The sequence below is a fragment of the Mesorhizobium sp. URHB0026 genome (assembly GCF_054059755.1).
In genome coordinates this window covers 762119-777500 of record NZ_JBSSCN010000001.1, presented here as the reverse complement: position 1 = coordinate 777500, position 15382 = coordinate 762119, and the positions used below count along the sequence as shown (strand labels likewise).

14 protein-coding genes, 1 tRNA gene and 2 rRNA genes (1 of these 17 only partly in view) are annotated in these 15382 nt (G+C 63.5%); 9 read left to right on the top strand and 8 right to left on the bottom strand.

Translation table 11 applies throughout. From position 1 onward, the window contains the following. From ACVWWD_RS03940 to ACVWWD_RS03930, 3 genes are all read left to right on the top strand, one after another. Nucleotides 1-1152, top strand: a 23S ribosomal RNA gene (locus ACVWWD_RS03940) (it extends 1684 nt beyond the left edge of the window). 273 nt (nt 1153-1425) lie between these two features. Next, nucleotides 1426-1540 (top strand): 5S ribosomal RNA (gene rrf, locus ACVWWD_RS03935). Nucleotides 1541-1666: 126 nt separating this feature from the next. Continuing rightward, a tRNA-Met gene (locus tag ACVWWD_RS03930) sits at nt 1667-1743 on the top strand. A gap of 406 nt (nt 1744-2149) precedes the next feature. On the opposite strand, the gene ACVWWD_RS03925 is transcribed toward ACVWWD_RS03930, so the two are convergent. Together ACVWWD_RS03925 and ACVWWD_RS03920 are read right to left on the bottom strand one after the other, a co-directional pair. After that, nucleotides 2150-2467 (bottom strand): DUF2251 domain-containing protein, encoded by a 318-nt coding sequence (locus ACVWWD_RS03925; RefSeq protein WP_352553649.1) that lies wholly within the window; start codon nt 2465-2467, stop codon nt 2150-2152. A 136-nt stretch (nt 2468-2603) separates the two neighbouring features. Then, complete coding sequence (locus tag ACVWWD_RS03920) at nt 2604-3521, bottom strand: LysR family transcriptional regulator (protein ID WP_023770718.1); 918 nt, start codon at nt 3519-3521, stop codon at nt 2604-2606. A gap of 142 nt (nt 3522-3663) precedes the next feature. Between ACVWWD_RS03920 and ACVWWD_RS03915 the strand changes: the two genes are divergently transcribed. Next, entirely contained in the window at nt 3664-4302 is a 639-nt protein-coding gene (locus tag ACVWWD_RS03915; protein WP_023781038.1) for a DsbA family protein, read from the top strand. Between the two features lie 36 nt (nt 4303-4338). Then, entirely contained in the window at nt 4339-4950 is a 612-nt protein-coding gene (locus ACVWWD_RS03910; protein WP_457102919.1) for an NAD(P)-dependent oxidoreductase, read from the top strand. Here the strand turns inward: ACVWWD_RS03910 and ACVWWD_RS03905 are convergent. Next, nucleotides 4934-6400 (bottom strand): ROK family protein, encoded by a 1467-nt coding sequence (locus ACVWWD_RS03905; protein ID WP_352553646.1) that lies wholly within the window; start codon nt 6398-6400, stop codon nt 4934-4936. The two genes, ACVWWD_RS03910 and ACVWWD_RS03905, sit on opposite strands and share 17 nt — an antisense overlap. Nucleotides 6401-6435: 35 nt before the next feature. Beyond that, a complete protein-coding gene (locus tag ACVWWD_RS03900; RefSeq protein ID WP_352553644.1) occupies nt 6436-7344 on the bottom strand; it encodes a tagatose-bisphosphate aldolase in 909 nt (302 codons plus the stop codon). Nucleotides 7345-7619: 275 nt separating this feature from the next. Here ACVWWD_RS03900 and ACVWWD_RS03895 point away from each other — a divergent pair, with 275 nt between their 5' ends. The 4 genes from ACVWWD_RS03895 (at nt 7620) to ACVWWD_RS03880 (ending at nt 11845) form a co-directional block, all read left to right on the top strand. Further along, nucleotides 7620-8525, top strand: coding sequence for a sugar-binding transcriptional regulator (locus ACVWWD_RS03895; protein WP_352553642.1), 906 nt, complete (start codon nt 7620-7622; stop codon nt 8523-8525). A gap of 433 nt (nt 8526-8958) precedes the next feature. After that, nucleotides 8959-9936 carry an ABC transporter substrate-binding protein gene (locus ACVWWD_RS03890; protein ID WP_015315618.1) on the top strand — a complete coding sequence of 326 codons (978 nt, stop codon included), beginning with the start codon at nt 8959-8961 and terminating at the stop codon, nt 9934-9936. Between the two features lie 99 nt (nt 9937-10035). Next, nucleotides 10036-11097: an ABC transporter permease subunit gene (locus ACVWWD_RS03885; RefSeq protein ID WP_352553639.1), complete on the top strand. Its 1062-nt coding sequence runs from the start codon at nt 10036-10038 to the stop codon at nt 11095-11097. Next, nucleotides 11090-11845, top strand: a complete 756-nt coding sequence (locus ACVWWD_RS03880) for an ATP-binding cassette domain-containing protein (protein WP_352553637.1) — start codon at nt 11090-11092, stop codon at nt 11843-11845. The genes ACVWWD_RS03885 and ACVWWD_RS03880 overlap by 8 nt, the downstream gene beginning before the upstream one ends. A 36-nt stretch (nt 11846-11881) precedes the next feature. On the opposite strand, the gene ACVWWD_RS03875 is transcribed toward ACVWWD_RS03880, so the two are convergent. Genes ACVWWD_RS03875 through ACVWWD_RS03860 form a run of 4 tightly spaced genes read right to left on the bottom strand, consistent with a single transcriptional unit; the run spans nt 11882 to nt 15316 of the window. Next, the gene (locus ACVWWD_RS03875; protein WP_457102918.1) at nt 11882-12658 is read right to left on the bottom strand and encodes an ATP-binding cassette domain-containing protein; all 777 of its coding nucleotides are present in this window, start codon (nt 12656-12658) and stop codon (nt 11882-11884) included. Further along, on the bottom strand, nt 12655-13506 hold the full coding sequence (locus ACVWWD_RS03870) for an ABC transporter ATP-binding protein (RefSeq protein WP_352551788.1): 852 nt from the start codon (nt 13504-13506) through the stop codon (nt 12655-12657). The genes ACVWWD_RS03875 and ACVWWD_RS03870 overlap by 4 nt, the downstream gene beginning before the upstream one ends. After that, the gene (locus ACVWWD_RS03865) at nt 13503-14333 is read right to left on the bottom strand and encodes an ABC transporter permease (protein WP_352551790.1); all 831 of its coding nucleotides are present in this window, start codon (nt 14331-14333) and stop codon (nt 13503-13505) included. Before ACVWWD_RS03865 ends, ACVWWD_RS03870 begins: the two co-directional genes overlap by 4 nt. Then, nucleotides 14330-15316 (bottom strand): ABC transporter permease, encoded by a 987-nt coding sequence (locus ACVWWD_RS03860; RefSeq protein WP_352551792.1) that lies wholly within the window; start codon nt 15314-15316, stop codon nt 14330-14332. Before ACVWWD_RS03860 ends, ACVWWD_RS03865 begins: the two co-directional genes overlap by 4 nt. Between the last annotated feature and the right edge of the window lie 66 nt (nt 15317-15382).

Genomic DNA, 15382 nt, shown 5'->3' with positions numbered 1-15382 from the left:
CCTTTTCCACGCAAGTGGAGGAGGGTGGCACAGACCAGGGGGTAGCGACTGTTTATCAAAAACACAGGGCTCTGCGAAGTCGCAAGACGACGTATAGGGTCTGACGCCTGCCCGGTGCTGGAAGGTTAAGAGGAGGGGTGCAAGCTCTGAATCGAAGCCCCAGTAAACGGCGGCCGTAACTATAACGGTCCTAAGGTAGCGAAATTCCTTGTCGGGTAAGTTCCGACCTGCACGAATGGCGTAACGACTTCCCCGCTGTCTCCAGCATAGACTCAGTGAAATTGAATTCCCCGTGAAGATGCGGGGTTCCTGCGGTTAGACGGAAAGACCCCGTGCACCTTTACTATAGCTTTACATTGGCATTCGTAGTGGCATGTGTAGGATAGGTGGTAGGCTTTGAAACCTGGGCGCCAGCTCAGGTGGAGCCACCCTTGAAATACCACCCTTATTACTATGGATGTCTAACCGCGGCCCGTTATCCGGGTCCGGGACAATGTATGGTGGGTAGTTTGACTGGGGCGGTCGCCTCCTAAAGAGTAACGGAGGCGCGCGATGGTGGGCTCAGAACGGTCGGAAATCGTTCGCTGAGTGCAATGGCATAAGCCTGCCTGACTGCGAGACTGACAAGTCGAGCAGAGACGAAAGTCGGTCATAGTGATCCGGTGGTCCCGCGTGGAAGGGCCATCGCTCAACGGATAAAAGGTACGCCGGGGATAACAGGCTGATGACCCCCAAGAGTCCATATCGACGGGGTTGTTTGGCACCTCGATGTCGACTCATCGCATCCTGGGGCTGGAGCAGGTCCCAAGGGTATGGCTGTTCGCCATTTAAAGCGGTACGTGAGTTGGGTTCAGAACGTCGTGAGACAGTTCGGTCCCTATCTGCCGTGGGTGTAGGAATATTGAAAGGATCTGTCCCTAGTACGAGAGGACCGGGATGGACGGATCTCTGGTGGACCTGTTGTGGCGCCAGCCGCATAGCAGGGTAGCTATATCCGGACGGGATAACCGCTGAAGGCATCTAAGCGGGAAACCCACCTTAAAACGAGTATTCCCTGAGAACCGTGGAAGACGACCACGTTGATAGGCCGGGTGTGGAAGAGCGGCAACGCTTGAAGCTTACCGGTACTAATAGTTCGATCGGCTTGATCGTTCTCATTCCTTATGCCCATCTGACAAAGTCAGATGGTCTGTTCTCACTCACGCTTGTTCCGCCCCGCGGGCGGCGCTACGTGGGTGCGGCGCATCAGCGCCGACGGTCGGTCGACCTTGCGAAGCTTCGCTTCGAAAGGCGCCAGGACCAAAAGAACCGTAAAGGCACAATTAAGACCAGCGAACAGCCCCGAGAGGCACCCGACAGCTCCGCTGTCGATGTCTCTTATGCTTCTTCGCTCAAAAGCTTCTCGAATAACGTGCGTTTTGCCGACCTGGTGGTTATGGCGGAGCGGCTGCACCCGATCCCATTCCGAACTCGGCCGTGAAACGCTCCAGCGCTGATGGTACTTCGTCTCAAGACGCGGGAGAGTAGGTCGCTGCCAGGTCTGCAAAACGCACGTTCAAACTCTCATCCAATCGGATGACAGTGAAATCTTCTCTCTACGTACAGGCCCGCCAACGGGATCACGGGCCGCGAAAGCGGCCCTTTCATTTGGCGGTGAGGAATATGACGCGGGGTGGAGCAGCCCGGTAGCTCGTCAGGCTCATAACCTGAAGGTCACAGGTTCAAATCCTGTCCCCGCAACCAAATACAAAAGAGCCCGCCCTCGTGCGGGCTCTTTTGTATTTTGCTGTGGCAGCCGGCGATTTTACCTGTCATCAGGGCCCCGCAAGGAGGCGGAGCCGACGCCGCGGGACAGAAAACGCAAATCCTGTCCCCGCAACCAATCAATAACGGCCCGCCAGGTTCAAACCTGGCGGGCCGTTCGCGTTCCACTCTCATGCCGGACAGAAACTTGCCGGACAGAAACTTGCCGGACAGAGACTTGAACCCATCAGCCGCCCCCAAACCAAGCCAACAAAACCCCAGAAGAAGACATCAAAAAAGACGGTCGTATGGGTCCAAGTCGGGGCACCGTTGCCTATCCGGATCAGAACCGTTTTAGGTCGTGAACTCATAAAACGGGAGACGGTCGGCCCCGGAGGGCTCTGGTTCAATGCACCGCGAAAAGGTGACTATCCTCGAGATCGGCCCAGCGGCCTACCGGATCAGCTATGCGCAGATCAAAGATGGCTGACAATGCGCCGTCAACGAACAGCCCGACTGCCGCCACAGATGAGCTCCACCGGATCGAAACGGGCGTGTCAGCAGGCAAGTCGGTCACTGCTTTGGCATTGAATGCGGAGATGATCCGTTTGCCCTCCTGCTTTCTCATGTCGAGCAAATAGAAGTATGCTGTTTCGTCATCTCTTTCGAATACTGCCCCGAACCGCCCTAGGTCGTCAGTCGCGGTTTCGTAGACATCGATCATAGCTGCTCCTCCTCGCAAACTTGGCCAACGCGAGCCGCCAACTTCCTCGCCCTGATCCAACTCGCCTCAATGCGCCCGTGGCGCCGCGCTTATGAGTCTGATGTAAGTTTTTGCCGACCTTCTGCGGCGGCTACATTCACGCCACGGCACTGCCGCGCGATCGCTTTCTCTCGGCGGCGGCGAGCAGGTCCACAAACACGCGCACCTTGGCAGGCCGGAACCTTGCCGGCGGAAAGACGGCGTGGATGCCGCCGGTGGGCAAGGCCCAGTCGGCAAAGACCGGCACCAGCCGCCCCTCGGCGATGTCGTCGCTGACGCTGTAGTCGGGAAACACACCCAGCCCTATGCCGGCAAGCACGCAGGCATGGGCAGCCGGGCTCTTGTCGCAGGTGATGACCGGGTTGAGTTCGGTCAGCACCTTGTCGCCATCCCTGGAAAACAGCCATTGGCCGACGCCGCGAAGCTGGGCGTTTCCGACCCAGGCCAGCGATTGCGCCTGCCGCGGGCTCACGCCCTGCGGCAGGCCTGCGGCGAACGCAGGGCTTGCCACCACGATCTGCCGTATCGTGCCCAGGCGCCGCGTCTGGTTGGAGGAATCAGCAAGCCAGCCGACGCGAATGCCGAGGTCGATCTGCTCGTCGACCAGATTGCTTACCGCGTCGTCGAAGATCACGTCGACGCGCATATGCGGATAAGTTCTCAGATAGGCGGCGATGACCGGCGCGACCATCTTCGTGCCGTAGTCGAGCGGCGCCGTCAGTCTCAACATTCCCGCCGGTTCGACGGCCGCCCGCGAAAGCTCGCCATAGGCGGCCTCCGCTTCCCGCAGAATTATCATCGCACGATCGTAGAAGAGGCGTCCCTCTTCGGTCGGCGCGACACGCCGCGTCGTGCGTCGCATGAGTGTCGCGCCCAATTCCTCCTCGAGCTTGCCAATCTGATGGCTGACCACGGCTTTGGCGACGCCAAGCCGGTCGGCCGCCGATGTGAAGGAGCCAGTCTCCATCACGGTGGTGAAGTAGACGAGTCGATTGAGGTTCAGCAGGTCAGCCACGGCGATCGCTTTTGTATGAATAGATCAGACAGTCTGTATTATTGGATGGTGTTTATCGCAAGGTCGTTGTCTGCCACATACGAGCAACAGTTTTTGACAATCCAGACCGCTGCACGCCGCGCCAAGGGATCTCCAGGCAGTCATGAGCAATTCGGATGTGATTTATCTTTTCGATCCGCTCTGCGGCTGGTGCTACGGCGCCGCCCCGATGCTGGACAAATTGGCTACCAGCGGCGTGAGCGTCGAATTGCTGCCGACCGGCCTGTTTTCGGGTGCGGGCGCGAGGCCGATGGATGAAGGTTTTGCCGCTCACGCCTGGGCGAACGACCAGCGTATCGAGCGTCTGACCGGACAAGCGTTCACGCTGGCCTATCAGCACAATGTCCTCGGCATCCGTGGCAGCTTGCTGGACTCGCATGCCGCGACCCTCGGCATCAGCGCCGCCGGCCTGGAAGACCCAAGCCGCCGGTGGACCGCGCTCAAGGCAATCCAACGTGCGCGCTATGTCGACGGTCGCGATATCGTGACTGTAGAAGGCGTGGCTGCGGTGCTCGCTGGTGCTGGCATGATGGATGCCGCCGCGATCCTGAAGAGCCCGACCGAAACCTTGCTGACGTGGCACCTCGAGCTGGTCAATCGTGGCCGCGCGCTGTTCCATCGCTTGCATGCCAACGGCGTGCCTTCGCTGGCGGTCATTCGCAACGAAGCGCCTCGGCTCATCGGTTCGAACGCGCTGTTCGGCAGCTTTGACAATCTTGTCGCCCATATCGCGGCGGCGTGATCCCCAACTGACCTCCAACAAGGACTGGAAAAGAACATGGCAAACGTCGCTCTCATAGGTGCATCCGGCGCTGTCGGCTCGCGCATACTCAAGGAACTCTCCGATCATGGCCACAGGGTCACCGGTATCGCCCGCAGCCCTGAAAAGATTGCCGCGCTCCCCGGCGTGACCGCCAAGAAGGGCGATGTCTTCGATAAGGAAGGCCTTGCCGAGTTGATCCGCGACCATGATGCGGTGATCAGCGCGGTGCATTTCTTGGATAGCGACCCCGATATGCTGATCGCCGCGGTGCGTGCCTCGGGCGTAAAGCGCTATCTCGTCGTGGGCGGCGCGGGCAGTCTCGAAGTCGCGCCCGGCAAGCGTCTGGTCGATACCGCCGAATTTCCTGCGATCTACAAGGCCGAGGCACAGAAGGGCGCCGACTTCCTGGACAAGTTGAAGACAGTCAGCGACCTCGACTGGGCGTTCCTGTCTCCGTCCGCGATGTTCGTCCCAGGTGAGCGCACCGGCAAGTTCCGCGTTGGCAAGGACACGCTTCTCGCCTCGGATAAGGGTAGCAGCATCTCCTTCGAGGACTATGCTATCGCCATGGTCGACGAGATCGAGAAGCCGACGCATGTCAGGCAGCGCTTCACCGTCGGTTATTGATTGAATTGACCGACGCGTCGCCGGCCAAGGTCGCTCGGAGCCATGCGGCGATGGCGTCGAAGTCGATCGGCTGCGTGGTATCGACGTCGAAGAGCGGCCCGCGCCGCAGCGGTTCGGCGCGCTTGGCCAGTTCGATCAATTCGGGGATATAGGCAGCGCCGGGATGTCCCGGCAGGCGCTGACCGAGCCGGGCGCCATAGCGTTCGGCCAGAACTTCGCCCGGCGCGTGGCACCAGATTTCGACCGTGTCTTCGACGCCAGCGTTGCGCAGGTGATCCTCGAGCGCTTGCCGCGGCTGGAAGCCGAACCAGGCATCGACGATGAAGGTGCTGCCGGCCGGGGCGTCGCCGACGAGCGACCAGATTGCCTGGTAGCTCGCGCGGCCGAGCGTGCGATTGAATTCGCGGTCGGCGCCGCCGAGCACTTCGAGAAACGGGTTCTTGACCGTATCGAGCGCGAGCAGCGGCCATCCCATACGATCGGCGATGCCGCGTGACACCGTGCTCTTGCCGCTGGCCGGGATGCCGTTGACGAGCACGGCGCGTCTGGCGCGGCCGGGCTGAACGGAAAGCGATGCCGGTGCCGAAAGCGCCTGGAGACCGGCGCCGATCACTCCGGCGTCGTCGCCGAGCCCCGCCGGCGCCACCGGGCACTGGTACCACGGCGCCAGCGCCGGCGCGTGGCCAAGCGCTTTGTGTGCGGCCCGGCCAAGACCGCCGCCAAGCAGCACGAGGTCGGGGTCGAACAGGGCAACGGTGGTATCGATCGCCGCGCGCAGCGGTTTTGCCCAGGCTGCCAGTATGCCGCGAGCCTGGATGTCGCCGGCGGCGTCGCGGGCAAAAAGCTGGTCGACCGAAACCTCGGGACCAAGGCCAGCCCGCGCTATGTGACGGCCGAGCGCCGTACCCGAACTGGTGGTTTCGACACAGCCGCGCCGCCCGCAAGCGCAGAGTTCGCCGTTGACGTCGACGGTGATGTGCCCCAGTTGCCCCGCCGTTGCCCGGCCGCGCATGATCCGTCGGTTCTGGACAACGGCGCCGCCAATACCGGTGCCGATGGTGAACATGGCGATGTTGTCGTGGCCCTGGCCGGCGCCAAGCGCCATCTCGGCGGCCAGCGCCATGTTGCAGTCATTGTCGACGATGACAGGCTTGCCGGTCATGCTTTCCAGCCGCTGCGCGAGCGCGACCGAAGCGAGGTTGACATAGCCGCCCGACAGCACCGCGCCGCGCCGCGCGTCGACGCGGCCGGGAACGCCGACGCCGATGCCCGCCACATCAGGCGTATCGAGAAGGCGCACCATGTCGGCGACGCGGCCAAGCACCAGCTCCGGGTCATGCGCGCTCTTTTCGGAAAGGCGTTCGAGGATTTCACCGCTGCCCGAGATGCGGGCGGCACGCAAATTGGTGCCGCCGATATCGATCCCTATGGCCATGGACTTTTGTGGCATGACGTCCTGCACGTGTCGGCGATCAAAGATGGATATCAGGCGGCAGCCTTCTGCCGATAGCGCCCGATCACCGCCTGGATCTCTCGCAGTCGCGGCACCGCGATGGTCTTAAGCCTTTCGCGCTGAATGTCACGATCGAGCGAGATGCAGTCCTTCCACAGCGATCGGCCGGCGATGACGCCGGAGGCGCCATTTTGCATGGCGATCTCGACCTGACCAAGGAAAGTGGCGTGGTTGACGCCGGCCGAAAGTACGGCCCACGGCACTTCGCCGGCCATTTCAGTGATGTTGGCGCAGGCTTCCGGCGTTCCGGGGTAGGGAATCTTCAGCACCTTCGCGCCGCATTCCAGCGAAATCCTCGTACCCTCCTCGACCAGCCAGGGCGTCTTGGCCGCATAGTCCTCGGGGCTTTCCCCTTCGAGCTGATAGGTCAGGAATTCGACGACGAGCAGCAGGTCTTCTTTGCCGAAGTCGGTGATGCATTGGCGCAGAATGGCGATGTTGTGCTCGTTGGCTTCAGGCTTGTCGGCCCGCAGATACACCATGATCTTGCCGCCGGTGCCGCCCAATTCGCGCACGCGCCGCGCATCGATGCCGGGGACCAGCCGCGACAGCCGATAGCCCTCCGGCGAGACGTCGAAACCGGACGCGTCGAGACCGATGAGGAGTGCGGTATCGCGGTTCAGCACGCCGTCGTCGACAACCCTTGGCACCGCGCAGAGCGGGTCGAGCAGCACGCAGGACGCCGCGCTCGCGAGGTAGCGCGTGATGTCGGCCTTGGTGTCGCCGAGCATGTCGTTGGTGATCCTGGCCTGGTCCGCGGGGTCCGACGCCAACAAGGTGCGCATGCCGCCGCGCTGGTCGCAAGCGATGGCCACCATGGCTCCATCCTTGCCGCATATCTGCTGGTAGCCGCGCAGTTCCGCGGTGGTCATCTTGCTCATGGTTTTCTTCTGTCCGATGTTGGCGCGCCGAGGCGCTGATCCCGTGGAAATAAATGGTCAGTTCTCCCGCCTGCCGGCAGGAAGAGTTGCCGCCTGATGCATCGCCGGCTGCTGGGATAAGCAGCCTGGCCGGCGCTTGGCTGGTGTCCCCAAAAGTTGCGAGTTCACCGGATTTGCGCGATAACTCGCATCGGCCTATACGTGTGTAACACGTTGCTGAAAGGAATTGCAAGCTGTCTGTTCCCTCCGTCCAGGACGCGACCGCATCGCGCACGATGCTGCACACGGTTGCCAAGTTGCACTATGTGGAGGAGATGTCGCAGGTCGACATAGCGCGGCAGCTCGGTGTCTCCACCGCGACGATTTCGCGCCTGCTGCAACGGGCGCGGGCGGAAGGCATCGTGCGCATCGAGGTGATCGACCTGGCGACGCCGGAGGATATTACCAGGCAGCTTGTCGACGGATTGAAATTGCGGGACGCCGCCGTTGTCGAGACGCCGGGGGCCGGCGCGCTGACGGCGCTTTCCGCCCCGCTAGGCGCTTTGCTCAGGCAGGCACAACTGGTGGCCGGCTCCGTGGTCGCCATCGGCTGGGGGCGCGCCGTGCGCGAGGTCATCCGAGCCGGTCTGCCGCGTATGCCGGGCGTGCTGACTGTGGCCGCTACGGGCGGCATGCAGCAGCACGCGGCGCATTTCCAGGTCAATGAATTCGTGCGGCTCGCCGCCGAAGAGTTTGGCGGGAAACCGCACTTTATCCATGCGCCCTATATGCCGTCCAGCGAACTGCGAGAGGTCTTCCTCGGAGACGCCACCATCCGCGATGCCGTCGCGCTGTGGGACAGGACCGACGTCGCGATCGTCGGCATTGGCCTACCGCACGCCATCAACCCACCCGAGGCGAGTGCCGCCACGCCGACCGAGCAGGCGCTGGTCCATGCGGCTGGCGACGTCCTTCGACATTATTTCGATGCCGAAGGCGCCCTGATCGCCTGGGAAGGGGAGAGCAGGATGATCGCCATGTCGCCAGGGCAGCTTCGCGCCGTACCGCTGGTGATCGGCGTCGCAGCCTCGCCGGAGAAGGCGACGGCAATCATCGGCGCCGTTCGTTCTGGGCTCATCAACACGCTGGTGACGGATACCAAGACGGCGCAGGCCATCCTCGCGGTTCTTGCAACGCGATAGCGGCGGATATGCCGACTGATGCGGCGCTGTCGGTGCGGAGAGAAGCCGTTGCGAAATCGATTGTGTCGCCGCGGAGTCGGGACGATAGTCCGCAGGAGCTCGGAGGAGCAGTCAGATGGCGTCTGGAAAAGCCGGCGTTGCGGCCCCGGAAAAACCGAGTTGCAATTTATTTCTGCAAAGTGTTACAAACTGCCGATCCGCCGTGCAGGCATGCCTGGCGCGATGGTCCCCTGACATCGCGGAGGCGAGGAAAGTGAGCACGGGGATTGTGCCGGTCGGCTCGACCGGCTGATATTTAGACTGGAGGGCGCTTGGGAGGAGCTGCCCGCGAAAGCAAACAGGCGTTCCGGCCGTCGGCATCCTGCCCCTGAGCGGATAACGGCCATTCCAATGTCACCGAAACGGCAGAACTGCCAACAATGAGGAGGATGTCATGAAGAAGATCGTTGCCGCGCTCGCGGCGCTTGCCGTCAGCGCGACGGTGCTGATGGCGCCCGCGCAGGCGCAGGACAAAAAATACACCATTGCGCTCATTCCGGGCCTCACCACCGACGGCTTTTACATTACCATGCGCAAGGGTGCCCAAGCGGCCGCCGACGCGCTCGGCGTGAACCTGGTCTTCCAGGGTGCTCCGGACTTCAACCCGGTCACCCAAGTGCCGGTGCTCGACGCGGTCATCGCCAAGAAACCGGATGCGATCCTGATCGCGCCGACCGATAAGGTCCAGCTGGTCGAGCCGCTGCGCAAGGCCAACGACGCCGGCATTCCGGTCATAACAGTCGATACTTTCATCGGTAGCGGCGTCTACCAGACGGGTGCTGGGGATGCCGATTTCCCGCTGGCCTACATTGCCTCGGACAACGTTCTGGGCGGCGAGATCGCCGCGCGTGCGCTTGCCACCGCCGTCGGCGACAAGGGCAAGGTCTATGTGTCGAACGTCAAGCCCGGCATCTCGACCACCGACCAGCGCGAAGAAGGCTTCAAGAAGGAGATGGCCAAGCATACGGGCATCACCGTGCTGGAGACGCAATTCAATGACGATGACGCCAACAAGGCGGCCTCGCAGCTGCAGGCCGTCTTCGCGCGCAATCCCGATCTGGTCGGTGTGTTCGGGGCCAATTTGTTCTCCGCGCTGGGTGCGGCCAACGGCGTCAAGCAGGCCGGGCAGAGCGGCACCGTCAAGGTCGTCGCCTTCGATGCACCGACCAGCATCGTCGACAACATCAACACCGGCCTGGTGGACGTGGCGATCGCCCAGCATCCCGCCGAGATCGGCTACTTCGGCGTCGTCTCGGCCTATGCCCACCTGACCGGCCATTCAATCCCGGTCACGATCGGCACCGGCTTCACGATCATGGACAAGTCCAACATCGCCGACCCGAACATCTCGAAGTATCTCTACTCCGAGTAGGTCAAGACGAGCTTGGCTCCTCCCGGTCCGCCGGGGGGAGCTCGTGCCGGGTTCCCAGAGGCGGGGCCTGTTTGAACACAGCCGCGCCGCGGAGTATTCATGACATCGACATCACCAGCCCAGTCGGCCGAGAAGCATGTCGCCCCCCAGGCCGATCATGGCGATCCGGCCAGGAGCCTGATCGGACGCATCGCCGAAGGGCGCGCCTGGTTGTTCCTTGCCGGTCTGATTATCTGCTTCGAAGCATGGTCGAGGTTCGCCTTCGGCGCGACGTTCGTGCTCAACCCTTTCAACCTGCAATCCATCGCGATCTTCGCCATAGCGCCGCTGCTGCTTGCGACCGGACAGACTTTCGTCATCATTTCTGGCGGTATCGATCTGTCGCTCGGCTTCATTATGGGCCTTGCCGCCGTCGTTGCCGCGCATGCCACCAATATGGCGGGCGCCGCCATTCCCTTGCCGCTGGCCATGCTGGCGGGCATCCTCGCCGCGGTGATCGTCGCCGGCTTGCCCGGCATCATCAATGGCCTGCTGATCTCGCGCCTCAGGGTGCCGCCGTTCATCGGCACGCTCGGCATGTTCGGCGTCGCGCGCGGCGTTGCCTTCCTGCTTGCCGGCGGCACGACGGTGCCGGTGCAGAATTCCTGGTTCGCGCTGCTCGGCAACGGCAAGTTCCATGGCGTGCCCTATCTGGTCATGATCGCCGCCGTCTTCGTCGTCGTGATGCATTATCTGCTCAGCCAGACGCGGTTCGGCCAGCACAATTATGCCATCGGCGCCAATGTGCAGGCGGCGCGGCGCGCCGGCATCGATATCAGGGGCCACATATTGCGGCTCTATGTGCTGTCGGCGATGTGCGCCGGTCTTGGCGGGGCGCTCTACGCGGCGCGCTTCACCGCCGGTGCGGCGCAAGCCGGCGAGCCACTGCTGCTCGACAGCGTCGCGGCGGTCGTCATCGGCGGCGCCAGCCTGTTCGGTGGCTCCGGCACCATCCTGGGCACGGTCGCCGGCGCGCTGGTGATCGCGGTCATCCAGTACGGGCTGGTCTTCGTCAATGTCGAGCCGTTCTGGCAGTTCATCGCCGTCGGCGTCGTCATCATCATTTCCGTGCTCATAGACCAGGCGCAGCGCCGGTTCAGTGGAGGCCGCCAGGATGAATAGCAACGACCAGAACACCCCCTTGCTCGAGGTCCGCAACCTGTCCAAGCATTTCGGCGCCGTGCGCGCGCTCAACGATTTCTCCATGGCCGTGCGGCCAGGCGAAGTCGTGGCGCTGGCCGGCGATAATGGCGCGGGCAAGACGACGCTGATCAAGGCGATCTCGGGCGTGTTCCAGCCGACAGGCGGCGAACTCCTGCTCTGCGGCCAGCAGGTGGCATTCGCGACGCCGCAGGAGGCGCGCGAAAAAGGCATCGAGACGATCTATCAGGATCTGGCTCTCGCCGACAATCTGTCGATCGGCGCCAACATTTTCCTTGGCCGCGAACCGATGCGCAAGGCGTTCGGCTTCCTGCCGGTGCTCGACCGCAAGGCCATGGCCGAGGCGGCCAGGGAGACGATGAAGCGACTGGATTTCCACGTCAGCCGGATGAACGCCCCGGTCAGCAATTTCTCCGGCGGCCAGCGCCAGGCCGTCGCCATCGGCCGTGCCGTCTACTGGGATGCGCAGATCCTCATCATGGACGAACCGACCGCGGCACTTGGCGTGCCGGAACAGCGCAAGGTGATCTCGCTCATCCACCATCTCAAGGCGCAGGGACGCGGCGTGATCTTCATCTCGCACAATCTGCAGGATATCTTCGCGGTCTCGGACCGCATCGTCGTGCTGCGCCGCGGCGTCCAGGCCGGCGAGCGCAAGATTTCCGAGACCAACCATGACGAGGTCGTCAGGTTGATGGTTGGGGGGTAGGCCGTCCTGTCGGCATGATCTTGTTCGAAGACCGGATCATGGTCTCTTCCTGTTCAGTCTAGGCGCAGCCGCGACCAGTGCCTTGCCGATGGCCGATCGCGGCGCGTCGATAACGGTTCGGGCATCGCCGCTCTCGGCAATCCGCCCGGCATCGAGAAGGATGACGCGGTGGGCGACCGCCCGGACGACGCCAAGATCATGCGAAATGAAGAGATAGGCGATCCGTTCCTCGCGCTGCAGGTCGAGCAGGAGATCGAGGATCTGGCCGCGCACCGAGACGTCGAGCGCCGACACCGCTTCGTCAAGCACGATCAGCGGCGGCTTCGTGGCGATGGCGCGGGCAATCGCCACACGCTGCCGCTGACCGCCGGAGATTTCATGGATTGCGCGGGGCGCGAGATCGGCCGCCAGGCCGACCCGCTCCAGCAGGGCAGCGATGCGGCGCGGGCGCTCCGAGCGCGGGGCGACGCCATGAATGCGCAAGGGATCATCGAGGACGCGCGCCACCGTGGCGCGCGGATTGAAGGCGGCCAGCGGATCCTGGAACACCATTTGCAGGCGCGCGCGACGGGCTCGAAGTGCCGAGCCGCCCAGAGCCAGGAAATCATCGCCTTCGAATTCAATGCGTCCGCCATCCGGCTCGATCAGGCGCAGCGCCAGCCGCGCGATGGTCGACTTGCCGCTGCCGGAAGGGCCTGCCAGCGCCAGCGTTTCGCCGGGCTCGATATGAAAGGAGACATCGTCCACCGCAGCAAGGGTCGTGCCGCCGCGACTATAGCGTTTGGTGAGATTGGACACTGTCAGCAGGCTCATGCATTCAGCCTGCTTCGGTGCAGCAGCGGCTCGGCGTCGAGGCCGATATGGACGTCGAGCAGCGCGCGGGTATAGGCTTGCGTCGGGGCTTCGACAATCTGCTCGGTCTTGCCAAACTCCACCACCTGGCCGTGGCGGAACACAGCGATGCGTTCGGCAAGCTCGGCAGCGAGCGCAATGTCATGGCTGATAAACAGCAGCGTCATGCCGTCCTCGGCCACAAGCCGTCGAATCAAATCGACGATCTCGGCCTGCACGATGGTGTCGAGCGCGCTGGTCGCCTCGTCGGCGATCAGCAGTTTCGGCCCGGCGGCAATCGCGGCGGCAATCGCCACACGCTGCTTCTGGCCGCCGGAAAGCTGATGCGGGAAGGCACGCAGGGCGGAATCGGGGTCGGGCAAGCGGACGCGTTCGAGGAGGGTTTTGGCTTTGGCAAAGGACCGGTGCCAGTCAAGGTTGAGATGGGTGCGCAACACCTCGGCAATCTGTTTGCCCACGGTCATCACCGGGTCGAGGCTGGCTGATGGGTCCTGGAACACGAAGCCGATATCGCGGCCGCCGAGGGGGATATTGTCGCGAAGCAGGAAAGGTTCGCGTTCCGGCTCGAGGGAATGCGACATTTGAATTTTCGAGGTCTGCCAGTCGATACTCCCCTCAATCCTGGCGCTCGCCGGCAACAATCCCGCGATCGCCAGCGCCAGCGTGCTCTTGCCCGAACCGCTTTCACCGATGATGGCCAGCCGTTCGCCTGCCTGGATATCGAGAATAATGTTCTTCAGCGCGGCGACCTCGCTGCCATCACGGCGGTAGGTCACCGTCAGATCTCGGATCGACGCCAATACCGTCACGACAGGCCCCCGCGTACCGCCGTCGTCTCGACGATGCCTTCGCCGGCGAGATAGACGCCGAGCACAGTCAGCACCAGCGCAATGCCCGGGACGATCGAGAGGAACGGGGCGGTGCGCAAGACAGCGCGACCTTCCGCGATCATGCCACCCCAGGTAACCCGGTTGGGGTCGCCAAGACCAAGAAAAGACAGGGCTGCTTCGGTGAGGATCGCGGCGGCGACGATCACCGATGACATCCCCAAGATCGGCGGCAAGGCATTGGGCAGCACCTCGCGAAAGGCGATTTCCAGGGGATGCATGCCAATGACACGGGCACTGGCGACATAGTCGCGTTCGCGAATGGAGAGGACTTCCGCGCGGGCGACCCGCGCCGGTCCCGTCCAGGTGCCGAGCGCTATTGCCATGACGACGACGCCGAGCGAGGGCCCAACCACGCTGACGAAGGCCAGCGCCAGCAGGAAGCCCGGCACGGTTTGGAAAGCGTCAGTGATGCGCATCAGCACCTCGTCGATCAGGCCGCCGGCGAAACCGGCCAGCGTGCCGATCACCGCGCCGACGGCGAGTGCCGCGGCCGCCGCGGCCAGACCGACCGCCAGCGACGTACGGGCGCCGTGGAACAGCTCGGCCAACACGTCGCGGCCGAGCCGGTCGGTGCCGAGCGGCAGCGACCAATCCCGGAAGGGCGGCAGCAGCGCCGCGCCGGCAATGGCTTGCGGGTCCCCGGGAAACAGCAGCGAGGCCGACAGCGCCATGGCGAAAAGCGCCGCCAGGATGATGGCACCGGCGACCGCCTCGGGCGTGCGCAGAAAGCGGCGCAGACGGCTCATGCACCGGCCCCGCTGGCGCCGACGCGCGGGTCAAGGAAGGCATAGGCAATGTCGACGACAAGATTGATGACGATGACCAGGACGGCGCTGGTAAGAATGATACCGAGCAGCAGCGGCGTGTCGCGCGCGGCCACCGCTTCCTGCGCCAGCCGGCCGAGGCCCGGCACCGCAAAGACGCTCTCGATGACGACGCTGCCGCCGAGCATCTGCGCCGACTGCAGGCCGAGCATGGTGACCAGCGGCAGCAGCGCATTGCGGGCGACATGAGCGAGCACGATGCGGCGGCGCGATAACCCCCTGGCGCGGGCGGCCAGCACAAAATCCTGGCGCCAGGCCTCGGCCATGCCGGCGCGCATCATGCGCAGATAGAGCGCCAGATAGATGAAACCGAGTGCGCAAACCGGCAGCACCAGATGGACGGCGATGTCGGCGGCGCGGTCGAGGCCGGTCTTGTCCGAGGCCAGGGTTTCGACGCCACCGATCGGCAGCCAGCGCAGGTCGACGGCGAAGATCACGATCAGCACCAGGCCGAGCCAGAAGCCGGGCACTGCGTAGAGCGCCAGCGAGGCGACGGAGAGAAAACGGTCGCGGAAGCTGCCTGGCCTGGCGCCGGCATGGATGCCGAGCGCCGAGCCGAGGCCAAAGGAGAGCGCGGTGGCGCTGACCATCAGGAAGAGCGTGGTCGGCAGTCGCTCGAGGATGACATCGCGGATCGGTCGGGAAAAAGTGACGGACCGGCCGAGATCGAGATGCAGCAGTGCCCAGAGGTAGTTGGCGAGCCGCGTCAGCTCCGACTGATCGAGACCCCAGCGGTGGCGCAACAGCTCGATCATGCCGGCGTCGCCGCCGGTCGAGACGATGTAGGCGTCGACCGCATCGCCGGGCGCTGCTTCGAGCAGCACGAAGGTGCCGATGACGACGATCAAAAGTACGAAGATGCTGCCGACGAGGCGACGGCGCAGGAGGACGAGGGCGCGATTCATGCGGACCTCGAATGCGCGATAAAGGACATAAGGAAATGTCGAGCCCAGGGGCCCCCTTCTGTCCTG